General features: G+C 63.5%; 16 protein-coding genes. 5 read left to right on the plus strand and 11 right to left on the minus strand.

Annotated features, from left to right (window positions below; translation table 11 throughout):
• Window positions 1–97 precede the first annotated feature (97 nt).
• The 7 genes from FJ471_RS26405 to FJ471_RS26435 all read right to left on the minus strand — a co-directional run bounded on the left by FJ471_RS26405 (window position 98) and on the right by FJ471_RS26435 (window position 5596).
• Complete coding sequence (locus FJ471_RS26405; protein ID WP_140807662.1) at window positions 98–568, minus strand: MaoC family dehydratase; 471 nt, start codon at window positions 566–568, stop codon at window positions 98–100.
• Entirely contained in the window at window positions 565–1035 is a 471-nt protein-coding gene (locus tag FJ471_RS26410; RefSeq protein ID WP_140807663.1) for a MaoC family dehydratase, read from the minus strand. Before FJ471_RS26410 ends, FJ471_RS26405 begins: the two co-directional genes overlap by 4 nt.
• A gap of 114 nt (window positions 1036–1149) precedes the next feature.
• Window positions 1150–2124, minus strand: coding sequence for a magnesium/cobalt transporter CorA (gene corA / locus FJ471_RS26415; RefSeq protein ID WP_140807664.1), 975 nt, complete (start codon window positions 2122–2124; stop codon window positions 1150–1152).
• A 19-nt stretch (window positions 2125–2143) separates the two neighbouring features.
• Window positions 2144–3247: a redox-regulated ATPase YchF gene (gene ychF / locus FJ471_RS26420; RefSeq protein WP_140807665.1), complete on the minus strand. Its 1104-nt coding sequence runs from the start codon at window positions 3245–3247 to the stop codon at window positions 2144–2146.
• A 117-nt stretch (window positions 3248–3364) separates the two neighbouring features.
• Window positions 3365–4117 carry a tetratricopeptide repeat protein gene (locus tag FJ471_RS26425; RefSeq protein ID WP_181179744.1) on the minus strand — a complete coding sequence of 251 codons (753 nt, stop codon included), beginning with the start codon at window positions 4115–4117 and terminating at the stop codon, window positions 3365–3367.
• A gap of 87 nt (window positions 4118–4204) precedes the next feature.
• The gene (pth, locus tag FJ471_RS26430; protein WP_140807667.1) at window positions 4205–4927 is read right to left on the minus strand and encodes an aminoacyl-tRNA hydrolase; all 723 of its coding nucleotides are present in this window, start codon (window positions 4925–4927) and stop codon (window positions 4205–4207) included.
• A gap of 24 nt (window positions 4928–4951) precedes the next feature.
• Window positions 4952–5596 (minus strand): 50S ribosomal protein L25/general stress protein Ctc, encoded by a 645-nt coding sequence (locus tag FJ471_RS26435; RefSeq protein WP_140807668.1) that lies wholly within the window; start codon window positions 5594–5596, stop codon window positions 4952–4954.
• 349 nt (window positions 5597–5945) lie between these two features.
• Between FJ471_RS26435 and FJ471_RS26440 the strand changes: the two genes are divergently transcribed.
• Window positions 5946–6590, plus strand: a complete 645-nt coding sequence (locus tag FJ471_RS26440; RefSeq protein ID WP_140807669.1) for a glutathione S-transferase family protein — start codon at window positions 5946–5948, stop codon at window positions 6588–6590.
• Between the two features lie 44 nt (window positions 6591–6634).
• Here the strand turns inward: FJ471_RS26440 and FJ471_RS26445 are convergent, their stop codons facing one another.
• Window positions 6635–7078 carry a MarR family transcriptional regulator gene (locus FJ471_RS26445; protein ID WP_140807670.1) on the minus strand — a complete coding sequence of 148 codons (444 nt, stop codon included), beginning with the start codon at window positions 7076–7078 and terminating at the stop codon, window positions 6635–6637.
• A 149-nt stretch (window positions 7079–7227) separates the two neighbouring features.
• On the opposite strand from FJ471_RS26445, the gene FJ471_RS26450 reads away from it, so the two are divergent.
• A complete protein-coding gene (locus FJ471_RS26450) occupies window positions 7228–8100 on the plus strand; it encodes an alpha/beta hydrolase (RefSeq protein ID WP_140807671.1) in 873 nt (290 codons plus the stop codon).
• An 86-nt stretch (window positions 8101–8186) separates the two neighbouring features.
• On the opposite strand, the gene FJ471_RS26455 is transcribed toward FJ471_RS26450, so the two are convergent.
• Window positions 8187–9104, minus strand: coding sequence for a hypothetical protein (locus tag FJ471_RS26455; protein WP_246684841.1), 918 nt, complete (start codon window positions 9102–9104; stop codon window positions 8187–8189).
• Window positions 9105–9310: 206 nt separating this feature from the next.
• Here FJ471_RS26455 and FJ471_RS26460 point away from each other — a divergent pair, with 206 nt between their 5' ends.
• Window positions 9311–10591, plus strand: coding sequence for a glycosyltransferase (locus FJ471_RS26460; protein ID WP_140807672.1), 1281 nt, complete (start codon window positions 9311–9313; stop codon window positions 10589–10591).
• Between the two features lie 154 nt (window positions 10592–10745).
• Here FJ471_RS26460 and FJ471_RS26465 read toward each other — a convergent pair whose 3' ends face one another.
• Window positions 10746–11975 carry an MFS transporter gene (locus FJ471_RS26465; RefSeq protein ID WP_181179748.1) on the minus strand — a complete coding sequence of 410 codons (1230 nt, stop codon included), beginning with the start codon at window positions 11973–11975 and terminating at the stop codon, window positions 10746–10748.
• 110 nt (window positions 11976–12085) lie between these two features.
• On the opposite strand from FJ471_RS26465, the gene FJ471_RS26470 reads away from it, so the two are divergent.
• The gene (locus FJ471_RS26470) at window positions 12086–12955 is read left to right on the plus strand and encodes a helix-turn-helix transcriptional regulator (protein WP_140807673.1); all 870 of its coding nucleotides are present in this window, start codon (window positions 12086–12088) and stop codon (window positions 12953–12955) included.
• Between the two features lie 116 nt (window positions 12956–13071).
• Window positions 13072–13638: a dihydrofolate reductase family protein gene (locus FJ471_RS26475; RefSeq protein WP_140807674.1), complete on the plus strand. Its 567-nt coding sequence runs from the start codon at window positions 13072–13074 to the stop codon at window positions 13636–13638.
• Here the strand turns inward: FJ471_RS26475 and FJ471_RS26480 are convergent, their stop codons facing one another.
• Window positions 13639–14574, minus strand: coding sequence for a ribose-phosphate pyrophosphokinase (locus FJ471_RS26480; protein WP_140807675.1), 936 nt, complete (start codon window positions 14572–14574; stop codon window positions 13639–13641).
• Window positions 14575–14718 lie beyond the last annotated feature (144 nt).

The following is a 14718-nucleotide window of genomic DNA, read 5'->3' on the forward strand; positions in this document are numbered from 1 at the left end:
GTTCTCCCTTCCACCGCAATGAATCATCAAACCGTCAGTCAGGGAATCCCGAATCTTTTAAAAGGCGACGTGCTTTAGGGGAGAAGGAGAGGTGGCGCTACTCCACCTTCACCAGCACGGCGCTATCGAACTCAATCACCTTGTCGCCGGTCGAATCGGAGGCCTCGCAGCGCAGCGTGAGCAGGTTCCAGCCCGGACGCCCGGCAAGCGGGCGGTGCGCTTGCGCGGTGCGCGTGAAGGTCACCGTCTCGCCGGCATAGACCGGCTTCAGCCATTTGAGGTTGCGGAAGCCGGGCGAGGGGCCGAATTCGGGCTGCGGGCCAGGGCCGGTCCAGCGCACGCCCTCGGTCTCCATGCGCTTTTCGAGGTTGTATTTCATCCAGGTGGCGGCGGTGTGCCAGCCCGAGGCGCAGAGCCCGCCGAGCACGCTCTTCTTCGCCGCCTCCTCGTCGACGTGAAAGACCTGCGGATCGTATTTCCTGGCGAACGCCTTGATCTCGTCCGCCTCGAATTTGTGCGAGCCGAGCGTGACAGTCTGGCCGATCAGGAAGAATTCGTCGAGGGTCATGATAGGCCTCGTGCGGCATCACGCGCGAGGAACATACCGGTGTTCTCCAACTCGAAGACGCTTTCGCCGTGTTGGTTGACGAGCTCGCTGCGCATGGTGATCAAGCCGAGTTGCGGCCTCGATTTGGACTGGCGCTTGGACAGTATGGTGACCGTGCCCGTCAGCCGATCGCCGGCCAGAACCGGTTTCTTCCATTTCACATGCTCGATGCCGGGCGAGCCTTGAGAGGTCGAGTCGAGCAGGAAGGCGTCGCACAGCATGCGCATGAACATCGCGCAGGTGTGCCAGCCGGAGGCCGAAAGCCCGCCAAGGATGCTTGCCTTGCCGGCTTCCTCGTCGAGATGCATCGGCTGGGCATCGAATTCGCTGGCGAATTCGATGATTTCGGCAGCGCTTACGTCCTTGCTGCCGATGTCGAGCGAGGCGCCTTCGACGAAATCCTCATAGGCCCAGGTCTTTCCGGTCATGCTGACTATCCGGTTGACGAACGCGTGATCCCCAAGTCGGGCATTCCCGGATGAAGGTCGAAGGCAATTTGGTCAAGCGATTTCTGGTAAGCCAGCCGTTGCCGGCCAATGCCGTCAGAGCCAGCCGCGGCGGCGGAAATACCAGAAGGGCAGGATCGCCGAGACCACCATCAGGCCGATGGCGAAGGGGTAGCCGAACTCCCATTTGAGCTCGGGGATGATGTCGAAATTCATGCCGTAGATCGAGGCGACAAGCGTCGGCGGCAGGAAGATGACGGCGGCGACCGAGAAGATCTTGATGATGGCGTTCTGCTCGATCGAGATCATGCCCAGCGTGGCATCGAGCAGGAAGGAGATCTTCTGCGACAGGAAGGTGGCGTGGTCGGCGAGCGAGAGCACATCGCGCGACAGCGTCTTGATGCGGGCGCGCACGTCCTTGCTCATCTTGGTCTGGGCCGCGACATGGGCGAGAAAGCCGGCAAGGCGCTGCAGCGAGATCAGGCTGTCGCGGACCGATGAAGCGATGTCCTCCTTGCGGCCGATGCCTTTCAGGAGTTCCTGGAAATCGCGGTTGCGCTTCGAGGCCTTGGTCGAGCGCGCCTCGAAAATGTCGCGCGAGATCGCTTCCACCTCGCGGCCGGCGCGCTCGAGGATGTCGGCCAGGCGATCGACGATCGCCTCCAGCAAGCCGATCAGTATGGTGTCGCCGCTGGTGCAGCCGGTCGCCACCTTTTCGGCGCGCAGCGGGAAGGTCTTGAAGGCCTTGGGTTCGTGGTAGCGGATGGTGATCAGCCGGTTGCCGGCAAGCGCGAAGGTCACCGGCGACATCAGCGGATCGTCGGCCTCGGTCTGCGCCGGCAGCACGGCGGTCATGAAGTAGCCGCCGTCCTCGATATAGAGGCGGCTCGAAATCTCGATCTCCTCCATCTCCTCGCGGGTCGGGATGGCAATGCCCAGCCAGCTCTCGATGCGCGCCTCTTCCTCCTTGGTCGGGTTGAAGAGATCGGCCCAGACGATCCTGTCGCCGTCCGCCGTGAGATCGTCGGTGAGGCGCAGGCGATCATTGTCCACGACGAAGGTTTTTATCATCGCCGGGTCTCCTGGAGGATCAGGTGTTGAACTTGAACAGCATGATGTCGCCGTCCTGGACGACATATTCCTTGCCTTCGTCGCGCGCCTTGCCGGCTTCCTTGGCCGCCACTTCGCCGCCCAGCGTGACGAAGTCGTTGTAGGCGATCGTCTGGGCGCGGATGAAGCCGCGTTCGAAATCGGTGTGGATGACGCCGGCCGCCTGCGGCGCCTTATCGCCCTTGTGGATCGTCCAGGCGCGCGTCTCCTTCGGCCCGACGGTAAAGTAGGTGATCAGATGCAGCAGCTCGTAGCCGGCGCGGATCACCTTGTTGAGGCCCGGTTCGTCGAGGCCGATCGAGGCGAGGAACTCCATCTCCTCCTCGTCGGAAAGCTGGGCGACTTCCGCCTCGATCGCCGCCGAGATCACCACCGTGCCGGCCCCCTGCGCCGCAGCCATTGTCTCCACCGCCTGCGTGTGCTCGTTGCCGGTGGCGGCGTCCGCCTCGGCGACGTTGCAGACATAGAGCACGGGATGCGATGTCAGCAGGTTCAGCCCCTGGAGGATGCGCAGATCTTCCGCCGCGATGCCATTGAGCAGGAAGCGCGTCGGCTTGCCGGCCTGCAGCAATTCAAGCGCGGCCTCCATCATCGGCAGGACGGCCATGGCTTCCTTGTCCTTGCCGGCGGCGCGCTTGCGGATCTGGGCGATGCGGCGCTCGAGGCTTTCGAGGTCGGCGAGCATCAGCTCGGTCTCGACCGTCTCGGCGTCGGCGACAGGGTCGATGCGGCCTTCGACATGGGTGATGTCGTCATCCTCGAAGCAGCGCAGAACATGCACGATGGCGTCGACCTCGCGGATGTTGGCGAGGAACTGGTTGCCCAGCCCTTCGCCCTTGGAGGCGCCGCGAACCAGGCCGGCGATGTCGACGAAGGAGATGCGGGTCGGAATGATCTCCTTCGATTTGCCGATCGCCGCGATCTTCTGCAGGCGCGGATCCGGCACCGCCACCTCGCCGGTGTTCGGCTCGATGGTGCAGAAAGGATAGTTGGCGGCCTGCGCTGCCGCCGTCCTGGTCAGCGCGTTGAACAGCGTCGACTTGCCGACGTTGGGCAAGCCAACGATGCCACATTTGAAACCCATGTTCGTCCAGTCCTGTCGGAATTCGATTTTGCTGTGGGCTATGGGCGATAGGGGTGACGAACGTCAAGCCCCGATCGGCCGGGCCGCCTCATGGCCGCTAATCTGGCTATCGCTGGCTCATCGCGCAAGTTGACGCAGTCTGGCGAGACGCTCCGGTTCGCCGCGCACGAAGGCCTGGTCATGCTCCAGCACCGCCAGCGCCTGCCTGGCGCTGTCGCGGGCACCATCCATGTCGCCGAGAAGGGCGCGGCATTCGGCCAGCTCCTCCAGCACATAAGGCGCCTGCGCGCCGTCGGCGGCTGCCGTGGCGGCGGTTTCTTCGGCAAGCCGCCGGGCTTCCTCGATGCGACCCAGCGCGCGCAGCGTCCTGATCACGGCATAGCGCGCAATGCGCAGCTCGCGTTTCTCGCCGGCCGAGCGGCGCAGTTCGACCGCCTGCTCGAACGGCGCCAATGCGTCTGCGAACCGGCCGGCATCGAAATAGGACCAGCCGAGATTGTTGAGCAGCGCTCCGCGCCAGTTTTCGGCCTCTGGATGCTCGCCGATATAGGCGAGGGCCGTCGCGGTCCATTCGACGGCGTCGTCAAGTGTTCCAACGATCGCCAGCATATGCGCGGCATCCGCGGCCAACGCATGGGCTCCGGCTTGCCGCGCCAGTCGCCAGGCTTCGCCAAACAGCGGCCGCGCCTTCTCGCGTTCGCCGGCGGAATTGTAGAGGCGGCCGCGTTCGAGAGCGCAGATCGCGAGAGCTCTCGGATCGTCGCCGGCCAGACGTTCAGTCTGGTCGATCAGCGCGTGACCCGCGGCGAAGTCCCCGGCGAGGCCGAGTTCCCTGGCACGTCGCGCCAGATCCGAAACGCTGTCAGCCATATCGATCTCACTTGTGGCCCGGGCGCGATGCCGGCGCCGCCAGACGCAATCTTCCATTGGGCGGTCCCGTGCGCGGCGCCGTGCTTTTTAGTCTTTTCCGAACAGCTTCTTCAGCATGGCGGCCATCGGGCCGCTCTCGGGAAGTTTTGCCGCCGGCTGCTGCGGGCGCGCCTGGCGGACATGGCTTTGCTGCTTCGGCGGCTTGGGCGGCGGGCGGTCGTCATCGCCGGTCGGCACGAGCTTGTCGCGCAAGGCGAGCGTGACGCGGTTCATGAACGAGCTGTCGTCGCCCTTCGCCAGCAGACCAGCGTCGTCGGCGATTGCCGCGAGCAGGACATCGAGCCATTCGCGATCGGCCTTGGCGAAATCGCCAAGCACATGGCCGTGCACCATCTCCTTGACGCCGGGATGGCCGACGCCGATGCGCACCCGGCGATAGGCGTTGCCGACATGCTGATCGAGCGAACGGATGCCGTTGTGGCCGCCGGAACCGCCGCCGACCTTGACCCGGAGCTTGCCGGCGGCAAGGTCGATCTCGTCGTAGAAGACGGTGAGCGCCGCCGGCTCGAGCTTGTAGAAGCGCAGCGCTTCGCCGACCGACTGCCCGGAGAGGTTCATGAAGGTCTGCGGCTTGATCAGCAGCACTTTTTCGCCGCCGAGCGTGCCTTCGCAGATCAGGCCCTGGAATTTTCTCGACCAGGGCGAAAAAGAATGGCGGCGGGCAATCGCGTCCGCCGCCATGAAGCCGACATTGTGCCGGTTGTTCTCGTATTTCGCGCCCGGATTGCCGAGGCCTGCAAAGACAAGCATCGCCGCCTCCGGACGCTTAAAAGCTTACTTCTCTTCGGCCGCCGGGGCCGCCGTTTCGGCTGCCGCCGGCTCGGTGGTGGCTTCCGTCTCCGGCTTCATCGCCGACGAGCCGGCAACGGTGGCGATGGTGAAGTCGCGATCGGAGATGACCGGCTTGACGCCGGCCGGCAGCTTGACCGCCGAGATGTGGATCGAATCGCCGATGTCGGTGCCGGTGAGATCGACGGTGATGAATTCCGGGATCGCGTTGGCCGGGCAGTGGAACTCGACTTCGTGGCGAACGATGTTGAGCACGCCGCCGCGCTTGATGCCGGGCGACTTGTCCTCATTGATGAAGTGGACAGGCACGTCGACATTGACCTGGGTGTCCTTGCCGATGCGCAGGAAGTCGACATGGACAGGAAAATCCTTGACCGGGTCGAGCTGGAAATCCTTCGGCAGGACCTGGATCTTCTTGCCGTCGACATCGATCGTGGCGATCGTGGTGAGAAACCCGCCGCCGTGGATCTTGTAGAAGAGGTCCTTGTAGTTCAGCGCAATAGCCAGGGGAGGCTGCTTGTCGCCGTAAATGACTGCAGGCACTTTACCATCGCGGCGAACTGCACGGGCGGACCCCTTACCGACCTGTTCGCGCGCTTCGGCTTTCAGCTCATAAGCATCGTGGCTCATGGCATTTCCTTTCGCGTGTTGTGGAGCGCCCACGGCCGGCAAATCCGCCCATAGACGTCGAAAGCCGTCGCGGCCCTGCGCAGTCGGTCCAAACGCCTTTGGCTGTCCAAATGCTCTTGGGGATCATGCGAGGCCTGGCCGGCCTTCCTCCGCGTTGCCTCCAAGGGTGTCTACGCGGGTGGCGGCTCTATAGCGGAAGGCGGGCGAGGGCGCAAGCGGTCGGGCGGGAAGGCTTGCGGGGTGGTTTCCGGCCCCGAAAGCATAAGCGGAAATCCCATTTGCGGCAAATGTAGGAACCAGCGATTCTCAGTCGTCCTGCGGCATGCAACCAAACCCCACGGGGATCAACATGAAACTCCTGTTCAGCCGCAATCCCAATCCTCGCCTCGCGGTCGCGACGGCACGCCATCTCAACGCCAAGATCGCGTTCGAGTTCGCCTCGCCGATGGCGCCGGGGCAGGCCGAGCGCTACCGCGCGCTCAACCCCAACCTGACCTTGCCGATCCTGGTCGGCCCGGCATGGAGCCTGTGGGAGGCCGACGCCATCGCCTGCCGGCTCTCACGCGAGGCGAATTCGGATTTCTGGCGTGTCGGGCAGGACGAGCCGGACATGATCCGCTGGATCAGCTGGGCCAAGGAACGGTTCGCCTTCGCTTGCGACATGGTGCATTTCGAGCGCGGCACCAAGCAGCGCTATGGGCTCGGTCCCATCGATCGGGCTCTGGTCGAGGAGGGGCTGAGGCAGTTCCATAGAGCCGCGGCGGTCCTCGAGCCCGAGCTTTCCGCACGGGATTGGCTGGTCGGCAATGCGATCTCCTATGCCGACTTCCGCATGGCGACGTTCCTGCCCTTCAACGACGTCGCCGGATTGCCGCTCGTCGACTACCCGGCGATCTGGCGCTGGTATGGCCGGCTGGAGGCGATCGACGCCTGGCGCGATCCGTTCCAGGGGCTGGAAGCGCCGCCACTGCCGCCGGTCAAGGCCGAGGCGTGACAGGCATCGGCTTTGCGCAATTCCGCGCGGAAGCCGAGCTGGCCTTAGACGGCGTCGACCACCAGGCCGCCGTTCAGCGCATCGCGCAACGCCTGGATCTGTCGGTTCAAGGCATCGAGTTCAGCCAGTTTCATGCCTGAGCGCTCGATCAGCGTCTCGTTCAGGCAATTGCATTGGACGAGCAAGGCTCGTCCACCGGGGGTGAGGTCGACCTGTACCTGGCGCTCGTCGGTCTGGCTGCGCTGGCGGGTGACAAGGCCGGCCTGCTCCATTCGCTTCACCAGCGGCGTGATGGTGCTCGATTCCAGGGCGAGCCGATGCGCGATGCTGCCCACCGACATGCCGTCCGTCTCTCCCAGTGCGTTGAGCACCAGATATTGCGGATAGGTGATGCCCATCTCGTCGAGCATCGGCTTGTAGGTGCGGTTGATCGCCATCGAGGTGGCGTAGAGCGTGAAGCAGAGCTGATTGTCCAACGGGAGAGGCACGGCGCATTCCTTTTGCCGACTGAGCATCCATTATGTACCACGGAAAATGATATCGCGATACATATTTTTGTGGACAAGGGTTTCGATCTCCGCTACGAAATTATTTATCGCGATATTGTTTATTGCGATATCAACAAAAGGAGATTGAGATGAGCTTGCAGACCACGTCAGGGCAGACCAAGTCAGGTTCGGGCAGCGGCACGATCACCACCAAGGACGGAACGCAGATCTTCTACAAGGATTGGGGAACGGGCCAGCCGGTCGTCTTCCACCATGGCTGGCCGCTGAGCAGCGACGACTGGGACGCCCAGATGCTGTTCTTCCTGTCGAAGGGTTACCGCGTCATAGCCCATGACCGGCGCGGCCATGGCCGTTCCAGCCAGACCGACACCGGCAACGAGATGGACACCTATGCCGCCGACGTGGCCGAGCTTACCGCGCATCTCGGCCTCAAGGACGCCATCCATGTCGGTCATTCGACCGGTGGCGGCGAGGTCGCGCGCTATGTCGCCCAACATGGCGGCGGCGGTCGTGTCGCCAAGGCCGTGCTGATCGGTGCGGTGCCGCCGATCATGCTGAAGACGCCGGCCAATCCCGGCGGCCTGCCGATCGAGGTGTTCGACGGTTTCCGCGCTGCGCTGGCGGCCAATCGCGCCCAGTTCTTCCACGACGTGCCGGCCGGCCCGTTCTACGGCTTCAACCGTCCCGGCGCCCAGGTTTCCGAAGGCGTCATCGACAATTGGTGGCGCCAGGGCATGATGGGCGGGGCCAAGGCGCATTACGACTGCATCAAAGCCTTCTCGGAAACCGACTTCACCGAGGACCTGAAGACAATCGACGTGCCGGTGCTGGTCATGCATGGCGACGACGACCAGATCGTGCCGATCGCGGACTCCGCGCTCATCTCGATCAAGCTGCTCAAGAAGGGCGAGCTGAAGGTCTACAAGGGCTTTCCGCACGGCATGGCAACGACCCATGCGGATATCATCAACGCCGACCTGCTGACCTTCTTCAAGGCCTGAGCCCGCCTGCCGAAACGCGAGAGCACCCGCCCAAGGGCGGGTGCTGCAAGGAGGGTGAAGCGCGAAATCGTGCCTGCTGCCCTCTGCTATGACTGTCCTCCCCGCCCGGGTTTGCCGAGGAGGCCCGCGAGTTTGCGTTCCACCCTTGGTCGGATCTGGGCCCGCCAATCGGGGATGTCGCCCAAGGATATGCTGTTTGCAGCCTTGGCCTTCCGTGCCAGCCAGGTGACATCGACAATCGCGCTGCCGATTGCGAGCAATCGGTTCGTCAGCATCTGCTCGTTGAGGATCGCCCTTGCCTTGCTCTCGAAAAAAGGCAGCGTTTCAAGCGTCAGATCGAACCGGGAATGCCATCCAGGTCCTTGCCCGGTCCCGGCTCCGGTAAGCCATCCAACCAAAAACTGTCTATACGAGCGCGAGATTGGTGCGTCTTTCCGAAACGGCGCAAGCGGATCTCCGCTGAAAATCGGCGTGCCGCCGGTCACGCTGACCATCGATCCAAGCGCTTGCAAATGCCTGGGCCGCATCAGGATGAACGAGCTGCGGAGCCATGCCTGCCAGGAAATTCCAAACACCGACACCGGCTCATTGTAGAAATCGACATGACCTAGCACCGCATTCAGACCCGGCAGATGCCGCACGACATTCTGGTCGATCAGCTTGAGATGGTCCGGCGTGTATTCGGCGAATGCCGACGTGGCGAGATGGACCAGATCATGGTCATTCACCCGTTTGCCCAGATAGGCAATGCCGCTGTCCCACGCGGAGAATTCCCAACTGGAGTTTGAACCCCCGATCAATTCGACCTCGCGATCAAGGTCGGCGCGGTGGCCTTCCGGCAAGGTATTGTCGATCACCAGCATATGGTGTGACACGTCTGGCATTTGCGCGGCGAACATCGCCCTCAAATCCTGGAGCGCGGTTGGATACCTGGCGGTGCCATGGCGCGCCAGCAGCGTCAGGATTCGCAATTTGGAAGGGTCTCGACCGCTTTCCGGCGTCAACGCTTCTTTCCCCTCAGACGCGCGCTAATAAAATCATGGGGAGCATGCTTCAATCGTCTCGCAAAGCGCGCCCTGGCATCTATCCACAGACATCATGTCCAGACTCGGCGTCGAATGGTAGCGTCCCAGCCGAATAGGGGGCGAGAGATGAATGCAACGTCGAGACGGCCACCGCGCGCCGGTGGCTGGGCCATCAAGTCGATCCTATGAGGTACGTTTCGCTTGGAACGTATCCGATCCGGCGCCCGATCCACGGTGGTCAGTTGCGGGCAAATGCCATCCACAGGGTCCTGCGGGATTGCGGGTGGGAAACACACCACGTCGTCGTTACTCCCCACCGCGGCGCCAGGCGGGAAATGGAGGCCGGCGATCTTTTCATCGAGCTGCCGCGCAGCTTTCGCAAGAAGATGGCCAGGCGCAAATGGCGTTCCGATGTCGCCACCGCCGAATTCATCGCGCGCAGCAAGTCCCACCGCCGCGAGATCGCAAGATTTCTCGACGACTTCAGGCCGGATGTCATCGCCCTGGAGCAGTGCTGGCTTTGGCCGGCTCTGCGTGAGTATGTCGAAATGTGCTCGCCCGAGGCACGTTTTTCAATCGTGTACAGTTCGCACAACGTCGAACAGCAATTGCTGGCGCAAGAGGCCGCGATACCCGGCGCGGAAACGGATCTCTGGAGCGCTCGACTTGCGGCGGATATCGAAGCCGACCTTGCCATGAAGGCGGATCTGGTGGTCGCCGTCAGCGAGCAGGATGCAGCCTATTTTCGCAAGCTCAATCCAAGCGTGGCGGTCGCCGCCAACGGCATCTGGCCGCGCGAAGTGCCCGTCGGCCTCGATCATTGGGCGTCGCGGTTCGCCGGCCTGCGCATGGCGCTGTTCGTCGGGTCGGGCCATCCGCCCAACGTCCGCGGTTTTCTCCAGATGACGGGTCCGGACCTCGGTTTCCTCTCAGCCTCGGAGCGGATCGTCGTGGTCGGCGGCGTTGCCGACCAGATCCGGAACGATCCCGGATTCCTGCGCTACCGCGGCGCCGACAATGCCCGGATCGAGCTGCTCGGCGTGCAGGACGGCGCGACCCTCAGCGCGCTGATCGAGCTTGCCGATGTCGTGATGCTTCCGATCGTCGAAGGCGGCGGCACCAACATCAAGACGGCGGAAGCGCTGTACAGCCGCAAGCCGGTGGTGGCGACATCCTTCGCGTTTCGCGGCTACGAGCACTTCAGGCATTGGCAGAATGTCCGGCTGGCGGACAAGCCGGAGGATTTTCGGGATTTGCTCGTGCAGGCGCTCAGAAGCGAACCGAAGGAGTTGGGGTCGGCAGGCGTCGCACAACTCGATTCGCTGCTTTGGGCCGCGACGCTCCAAAAGCTTCCCGAGCAGTTCGCGGCGCTGCCGAGGCGGCAGCGCCAAGCGATGGCTGTCGATGGTCCCGGCGGCCTTTTGCCCGGCCTGTTGCGACGCATGGGCTTGTTGAGAAAAAGCTGATCTTGTGTGCCGGGGGGGCGCTGGGGAAAGAACCGGCGTCTCGGGCGATGCAAGCATTGCGCCACGCGATGCCGCCGGATGCAGGACCTTCAAGGTCCTGAACCGACGACGATCGTTGGTTGAACGGCGGGTTAGCCGCCGATCTCGCCGGCAATCAGGCCTGCCGCGCTTCCTTCATGTTGGGCAGGAAGACCGTCAGCAGGCCGAGGAAGGGCAGGTACGAGCAGATCTGGTAGACGAAGTCGATGCCCTTCATGTCGGCGACGATGCCGAGCACCGCGGCGGCGATGCCACCCATGCCGAAGGCGAAGCCGAAGAAGATGCCGGCGATCATGCCGACGCGGCCTGGAACCAGTTCCTGCGCGAAGACGACGATGTTGGAGAAGGCCGATGACAGGATCAGGCCGATCAGCACGGTGAGCACCATCGTCCATTCCAGATTGGCGTAGGGCAGCGCCAGCGTGAAAGGCAGCACGCCGACGATCGAGAACCAGATCATCGCCTTCTGTCCGTAGCGGTCGCCGAACGGTCCGCCGAGCAGGATGCCCAGCGCCGAGGCGCCGAGGAACAGGAACAGCATCACTTGGCTCATCTGCACCGAAACGCCGAATTTATGCATGGCGTAGAAGGTGTAGTAGCTGGAGAGCGAGGCGATATAGGCGTTCTTGGTCAGCACCAGCAGCGTCAGCACGGCCAGCGCCCACATGACCTTCTTATGCGCGAAGGGCGAGACATGGGCAATTTGCTTGCGGGTGGCCATCGAGGCGCGCAGTCGGCTGTACCAGCCGCCGACCTGCCACAGCACGACGATGCCGATCAGTGAGCCGACGGCGAACCAGGAAATGCTGGTCTGGCCGAACGGCACGACGATGAAGGCGGCGAGCAGCGGGCCCATGGCCTGGCCGAAATTGCCGCCGACCTGGAACAGCGACTGCGCAAGGCCGAAGCGGCCGCCGGAGGCGAAGCGGGCGATGCGCGAGGATTCCGGATGGAAGATGGCCGAGCCGATGCCGATCAGCGAGGCGCCGATCAAAAGCAGCCAGTAATGGCCGGCATGGGCGAGCACCACCAGGCCGACCAGCGACGAGGCCATGCCCCAAGGCAAGGAGTAGGGCATCGGCCTCTTGTCGGTGATCATGCCGATGACCGGCTGCAGCAGCGAAGCCGTCACCTGGAAGGTGAAGGTCAGAAGGCCGATCTGCCAGAAATCGAGACCGTAATTGTCCTTGAGCAGCGGATAGATCGCCGAAAGCAGCGACTGCATGATGTCGTTGACACAATGGCAGAAGCTCACCGCAAGAATGACGGTGAAGGCCGTCGCTTGCGCCGAGATGTTGCTTGCCGGCGCCGGTGCGGCGACGGAGGTGACGGTCGTATCAGTCAAGGCAATGCTCCGTAGTCTTTGGCGGCGAACCGCAGGCGGCCTTATAGGCCCGTTGCCAAGCGACTTCTTTCGTGGTTTGGTCCAATAGTTTCGCAAGTGGGCCACATCCGATGCCGAATAGCCGGGAAATCTTCAGGGGCGACGCCGCCGAGCTCGGCCGGCTGCACGAAAGCCGCTGGCAATGGCTGGAACAGGCGGTCGGGCCGGCGGTGGCGCTGCCGACCGAATATCCGGACGGCTATCACGTGCCGCAGCACCGCCATAGCCGCAGCCAGCTGCTGCATGCGCTGGTCGGCGTGGTGCTGGTGACGACCAGGCACGGGCGCTGGATGGTGCCGCCCGACCATGCGATGTGGATACCGGCCGGCACCGAGCACGCCGTCGAAATGCTTGGCGACGTCTCGATGCGTTCGGTCTATGTGATGCCGGGCGCCATCGCCGGCCTGCCGGAAGGCCTGCGGGTTGTCGGCATCACGGAATTGATGCACAGCCTGATCGTGGAATCGGAGAAGCTGCCGCAAGGCGGCGAGTTCGAAGGGCGCGCGGCGCTCGTCATGGGGCTTCTGCTGCACGAGATCCTGAACCTGCCGGAACGGCCGCTCGGGCTGCCTTTTCCGTCCGATCCAAAGCTGGCGGCGCTCTGCCGGCGCTTCGTGGCGGCCCCTTCACCGCATGCGACGATCGACGAATGGGCGGATGCCGCGGGTATGAGCCGGCGCTCCTTCACCCGCGCCTTCCATCGCCAGACGGGATTGTCGCTGTCGACATGGCGCCAGCAGGCCTGCCTGTTCGCGGCGCTGCCCAGGCTCGCCGACGGCGAGCCGATCACCCGGGTGGCGCTCGATCTCGGCTATGACAGCGTGCCGGCGTTCATCACCATGTTCAAGCGCATGCTCGGCGCCTCGCCGCGCGGTTACATGCGCGGCGCGCGCGATGCCGGCGCGAGCCTGCGCCGCACGGGCGGTCCGATCGCCGCGTGAAGCAGCGCCAGCGAGTTGATGCGTCGGCAGCCGGCTTAAGGCTTCATGGCTAATACTGATTGCAAAATGCAATCGGTTATGCTCTTTTCTCGGAAAAGCAAAATCGGAGGCCCCTCATGGCGACGATCGTCTATGCCATGCTGACATCGCTGGACGGCTACATCGCCGGGCCGAGCGGAGAGATCGACCTGCCGGTTCCTGAGGAGGAATTGCATCGGCATTTCAACGACGAGATGCGGCGGACGTCGATCGCGCTTTGCGGGCGCAGGATGTATGAAACCATGCGTTTCTGGGACCGTCCGGAGCGCGAGATCGCCGCCGAAGACGTCGAGCGGGATTTCGCCTACGCCTGGCGAGATACGCCGAAGGTCGTGTTTTCGACCACGCTTCGAGAAGTTGGGCCGAACGCCCGTCTGGCGAAGGGTGACGTGGAGGCGGTGGCGAGGGCTCTCAAGGCGGATACGGACGGCGAGATTTCTGTCTCCGGCGCCGATCTTGCCGGGCATCTAGCGCTGGCAGGCCTGATCGACGAGTACCGGCTTTACATGCATCCGGTCGTGCTGGGTGGTGGCAAGCCTTATTTCCGGTCCGGCCTGTCGCTGGCGCTGAGGCCACTCGGCACGCAAAAGTTTACGCAAGGCGTAATGCTGCTGCGTTATGCGCCCGCGGCAATCAGTTTCTGATCAATCGAACAGGCTCGAGACCGATTCTTCCGTCGCCGTGCGCGAGATCGCCTCGCCCATCAGGTCGGCGATCGAAATGACGCGGATGTTCGGGGCATCGAGCACGCCCTGCGTCGGCTGGATGGAATCGGTGATCACCAATTCCTGCAGCTTCGAGCCGGCGATACGGGCGACGGCGCCGCCCGAGAGCACGCCATGGGTGATGTAGGCGGTGACGGAGGTCGCGCCATTGGCAAGCAGCGCATCGGCCGCGTTGCAAAGCGTGCCGCCGGAATCGACGATGTCGTCGATCAGCAGGCAATCCTTGCCGGCGACCGCGCCGATGATGTTCATGACTTCCGATTCGCCGGGACGCTCGCGGCGCTTGTCGACGATGGCCAGCTGCGCGTCGAAACGCTTGGCAAGCGCGCGCGCCCGCACCACGCCGCCGATGTCGGGCGACACGACGACGACATTGCCGAGCTGCTTGTACTTGGCCTTCACGTCGCGGGCCATCACCGGCACCGAGAACAGATTGTCGGTCGGAATGTCGAAGAAGCCCTGGATCTGGCCGGCATGCAGATCGAGCGTCAGCACGCGGTTGGCGCCGGCGCGGGTGATCATGTTGGCGACCAGCTTGGCCGAGATCGGCGTGCGGCCCGACGCGCGGCGATCCTGCCTTGCATAGCCGAAATAGGGGATGACCGCCGTGATGCGCCGCGCCGAGGAGCGCATGAAGGCGTCCATCATGATGAGCAGTTCCATCAGATGGTCGTTGGTCGGATAAGAGGTCGACTGCAGGATGAAGACATCCTCGCCGCGCACGTTTTCCTGGATCTCGACGAAGATTTCCTGGTCGGCGAAGCGTCTGACGCTGGCCTTCCCTAGCGGGACGTTGAGATAGCGAGCGACCGCTTCGGCCAGCACCCGGTTGGAATTGCCCGCGAAAAGCTTCATGCACCGTTCCTGGTGAAGGATGGAGAGGCCGGAGAGACTCTCATGAGCCTTTTATGCGGGCTTTTAGCGGGCCGTGCCGGTATTGCAAGCCTCGTTGTGGGGAATCCTTCCGGTCACCGCAACAAACACGGAAAACATCGCAAG

The sequence above is a fragment of the Mesorhizobium sp. B2-7-1 genome (genome assembly GCF_006440735.1).
In the GTDB taxonomy this organism is placed as follows: domain Bacteria; phylum Pseudomonadota; class Alphaproteobacteria; order Rhizobiales; family Rhizobiaceae; genus Mesorhizobium.

Bases quoted from the DNA above. Each gene is read 5' to 3' on its own strand.
- FJ471_RS26405 (WP_140807662.1), bottom strand. From the start codon at position 568: ATGACCCTCGACGAATTCTTCCTGATCGGCCAGACTGTCACGCTCGGC.
- FJ471_RS26410 (WP_140807663.1), bottom strand. From the start codon at position 1,035: ATGACCGGAAAGACCTGGGCCTATGAGGATTTCGTCGAAGGCGCCTCG.
- corA (WP_140807664.1), bottom strand. From the start codon at position 2,124: ATGATAAAAACCTTCGTCGTGGACAATGATCGCCTGCGCCTCACCGAC.
- ychF (WP_140807665.1), bottom strand. From the start codon at position 3,247: ATGGGTTTCAAATGTGGCATCGTTGGCTTGCCCAACGTCGGCAAGTCG.
- FJ471_RS26425 (WP_181179744.1), bottom strand. From the start codon at position 4,117: ATGGCTGACAGCGTTTCGGATCTGGCGCGACGTGCCAGGGAACTCGGC.
- pth (WP_140807667.1), bottom strand. From the start codon at position 4,927: ATGCTTGTCTTTGCAGGCCTCGGCAATCCGGGCGCGAAATACGAGAAC.
- FJ471_RS26435 (WP_140807668.1), bottom strand. From the start codon at position 5,596: ATGAGCCACGATGCTTATGAGCTGAAAGCCGAAGCGCGCGAACAGGTC.
- FJ471_RS26440 (WP_140807669.1), top strand. From the start codon at position 5,946: ATGAAACTCCTGTTCAGCCGCAATCCCAATCCTCGCCTCGCGGTCGCG.
- FJ471_RS26450 (WP_140807671.1), top strand. From the start codon at position 7,228: ATGAGCTTGCAGACCACGTCAGGGCAGACCAAGTCAGGTTCGGGCAGC.
- FJ471_RS26460 (WP_140807672.1), top strand. From the start codon at position 9,311: ATGAGGTACGTTTCGCTTGGAACGTATCCGATCCGGCGCCCGATCCAC.
- FJ471_RS26470 (WP_140807673.1), top strand. From the start codon at position 12,086: ATGCCGAATAGCCGGGAAATCTTCAGGGGCGACGCCGCCGAGCTCGGC.
- FJ471_RS26475 (WP_140807674.1), top strand. From the start codon at position 13,072: ATGGCGACGATCGTCTATGCCATGCTGACATCGCTGGACGGCTACATC.
- FJ471_RS26480 (WP_140807675.1), bottom strand. From the start codon at position 14,574: ATGAAGCTTTTCGCGGGCAATTCCAACCGGGTGCTGGCCGAAGCGGTC.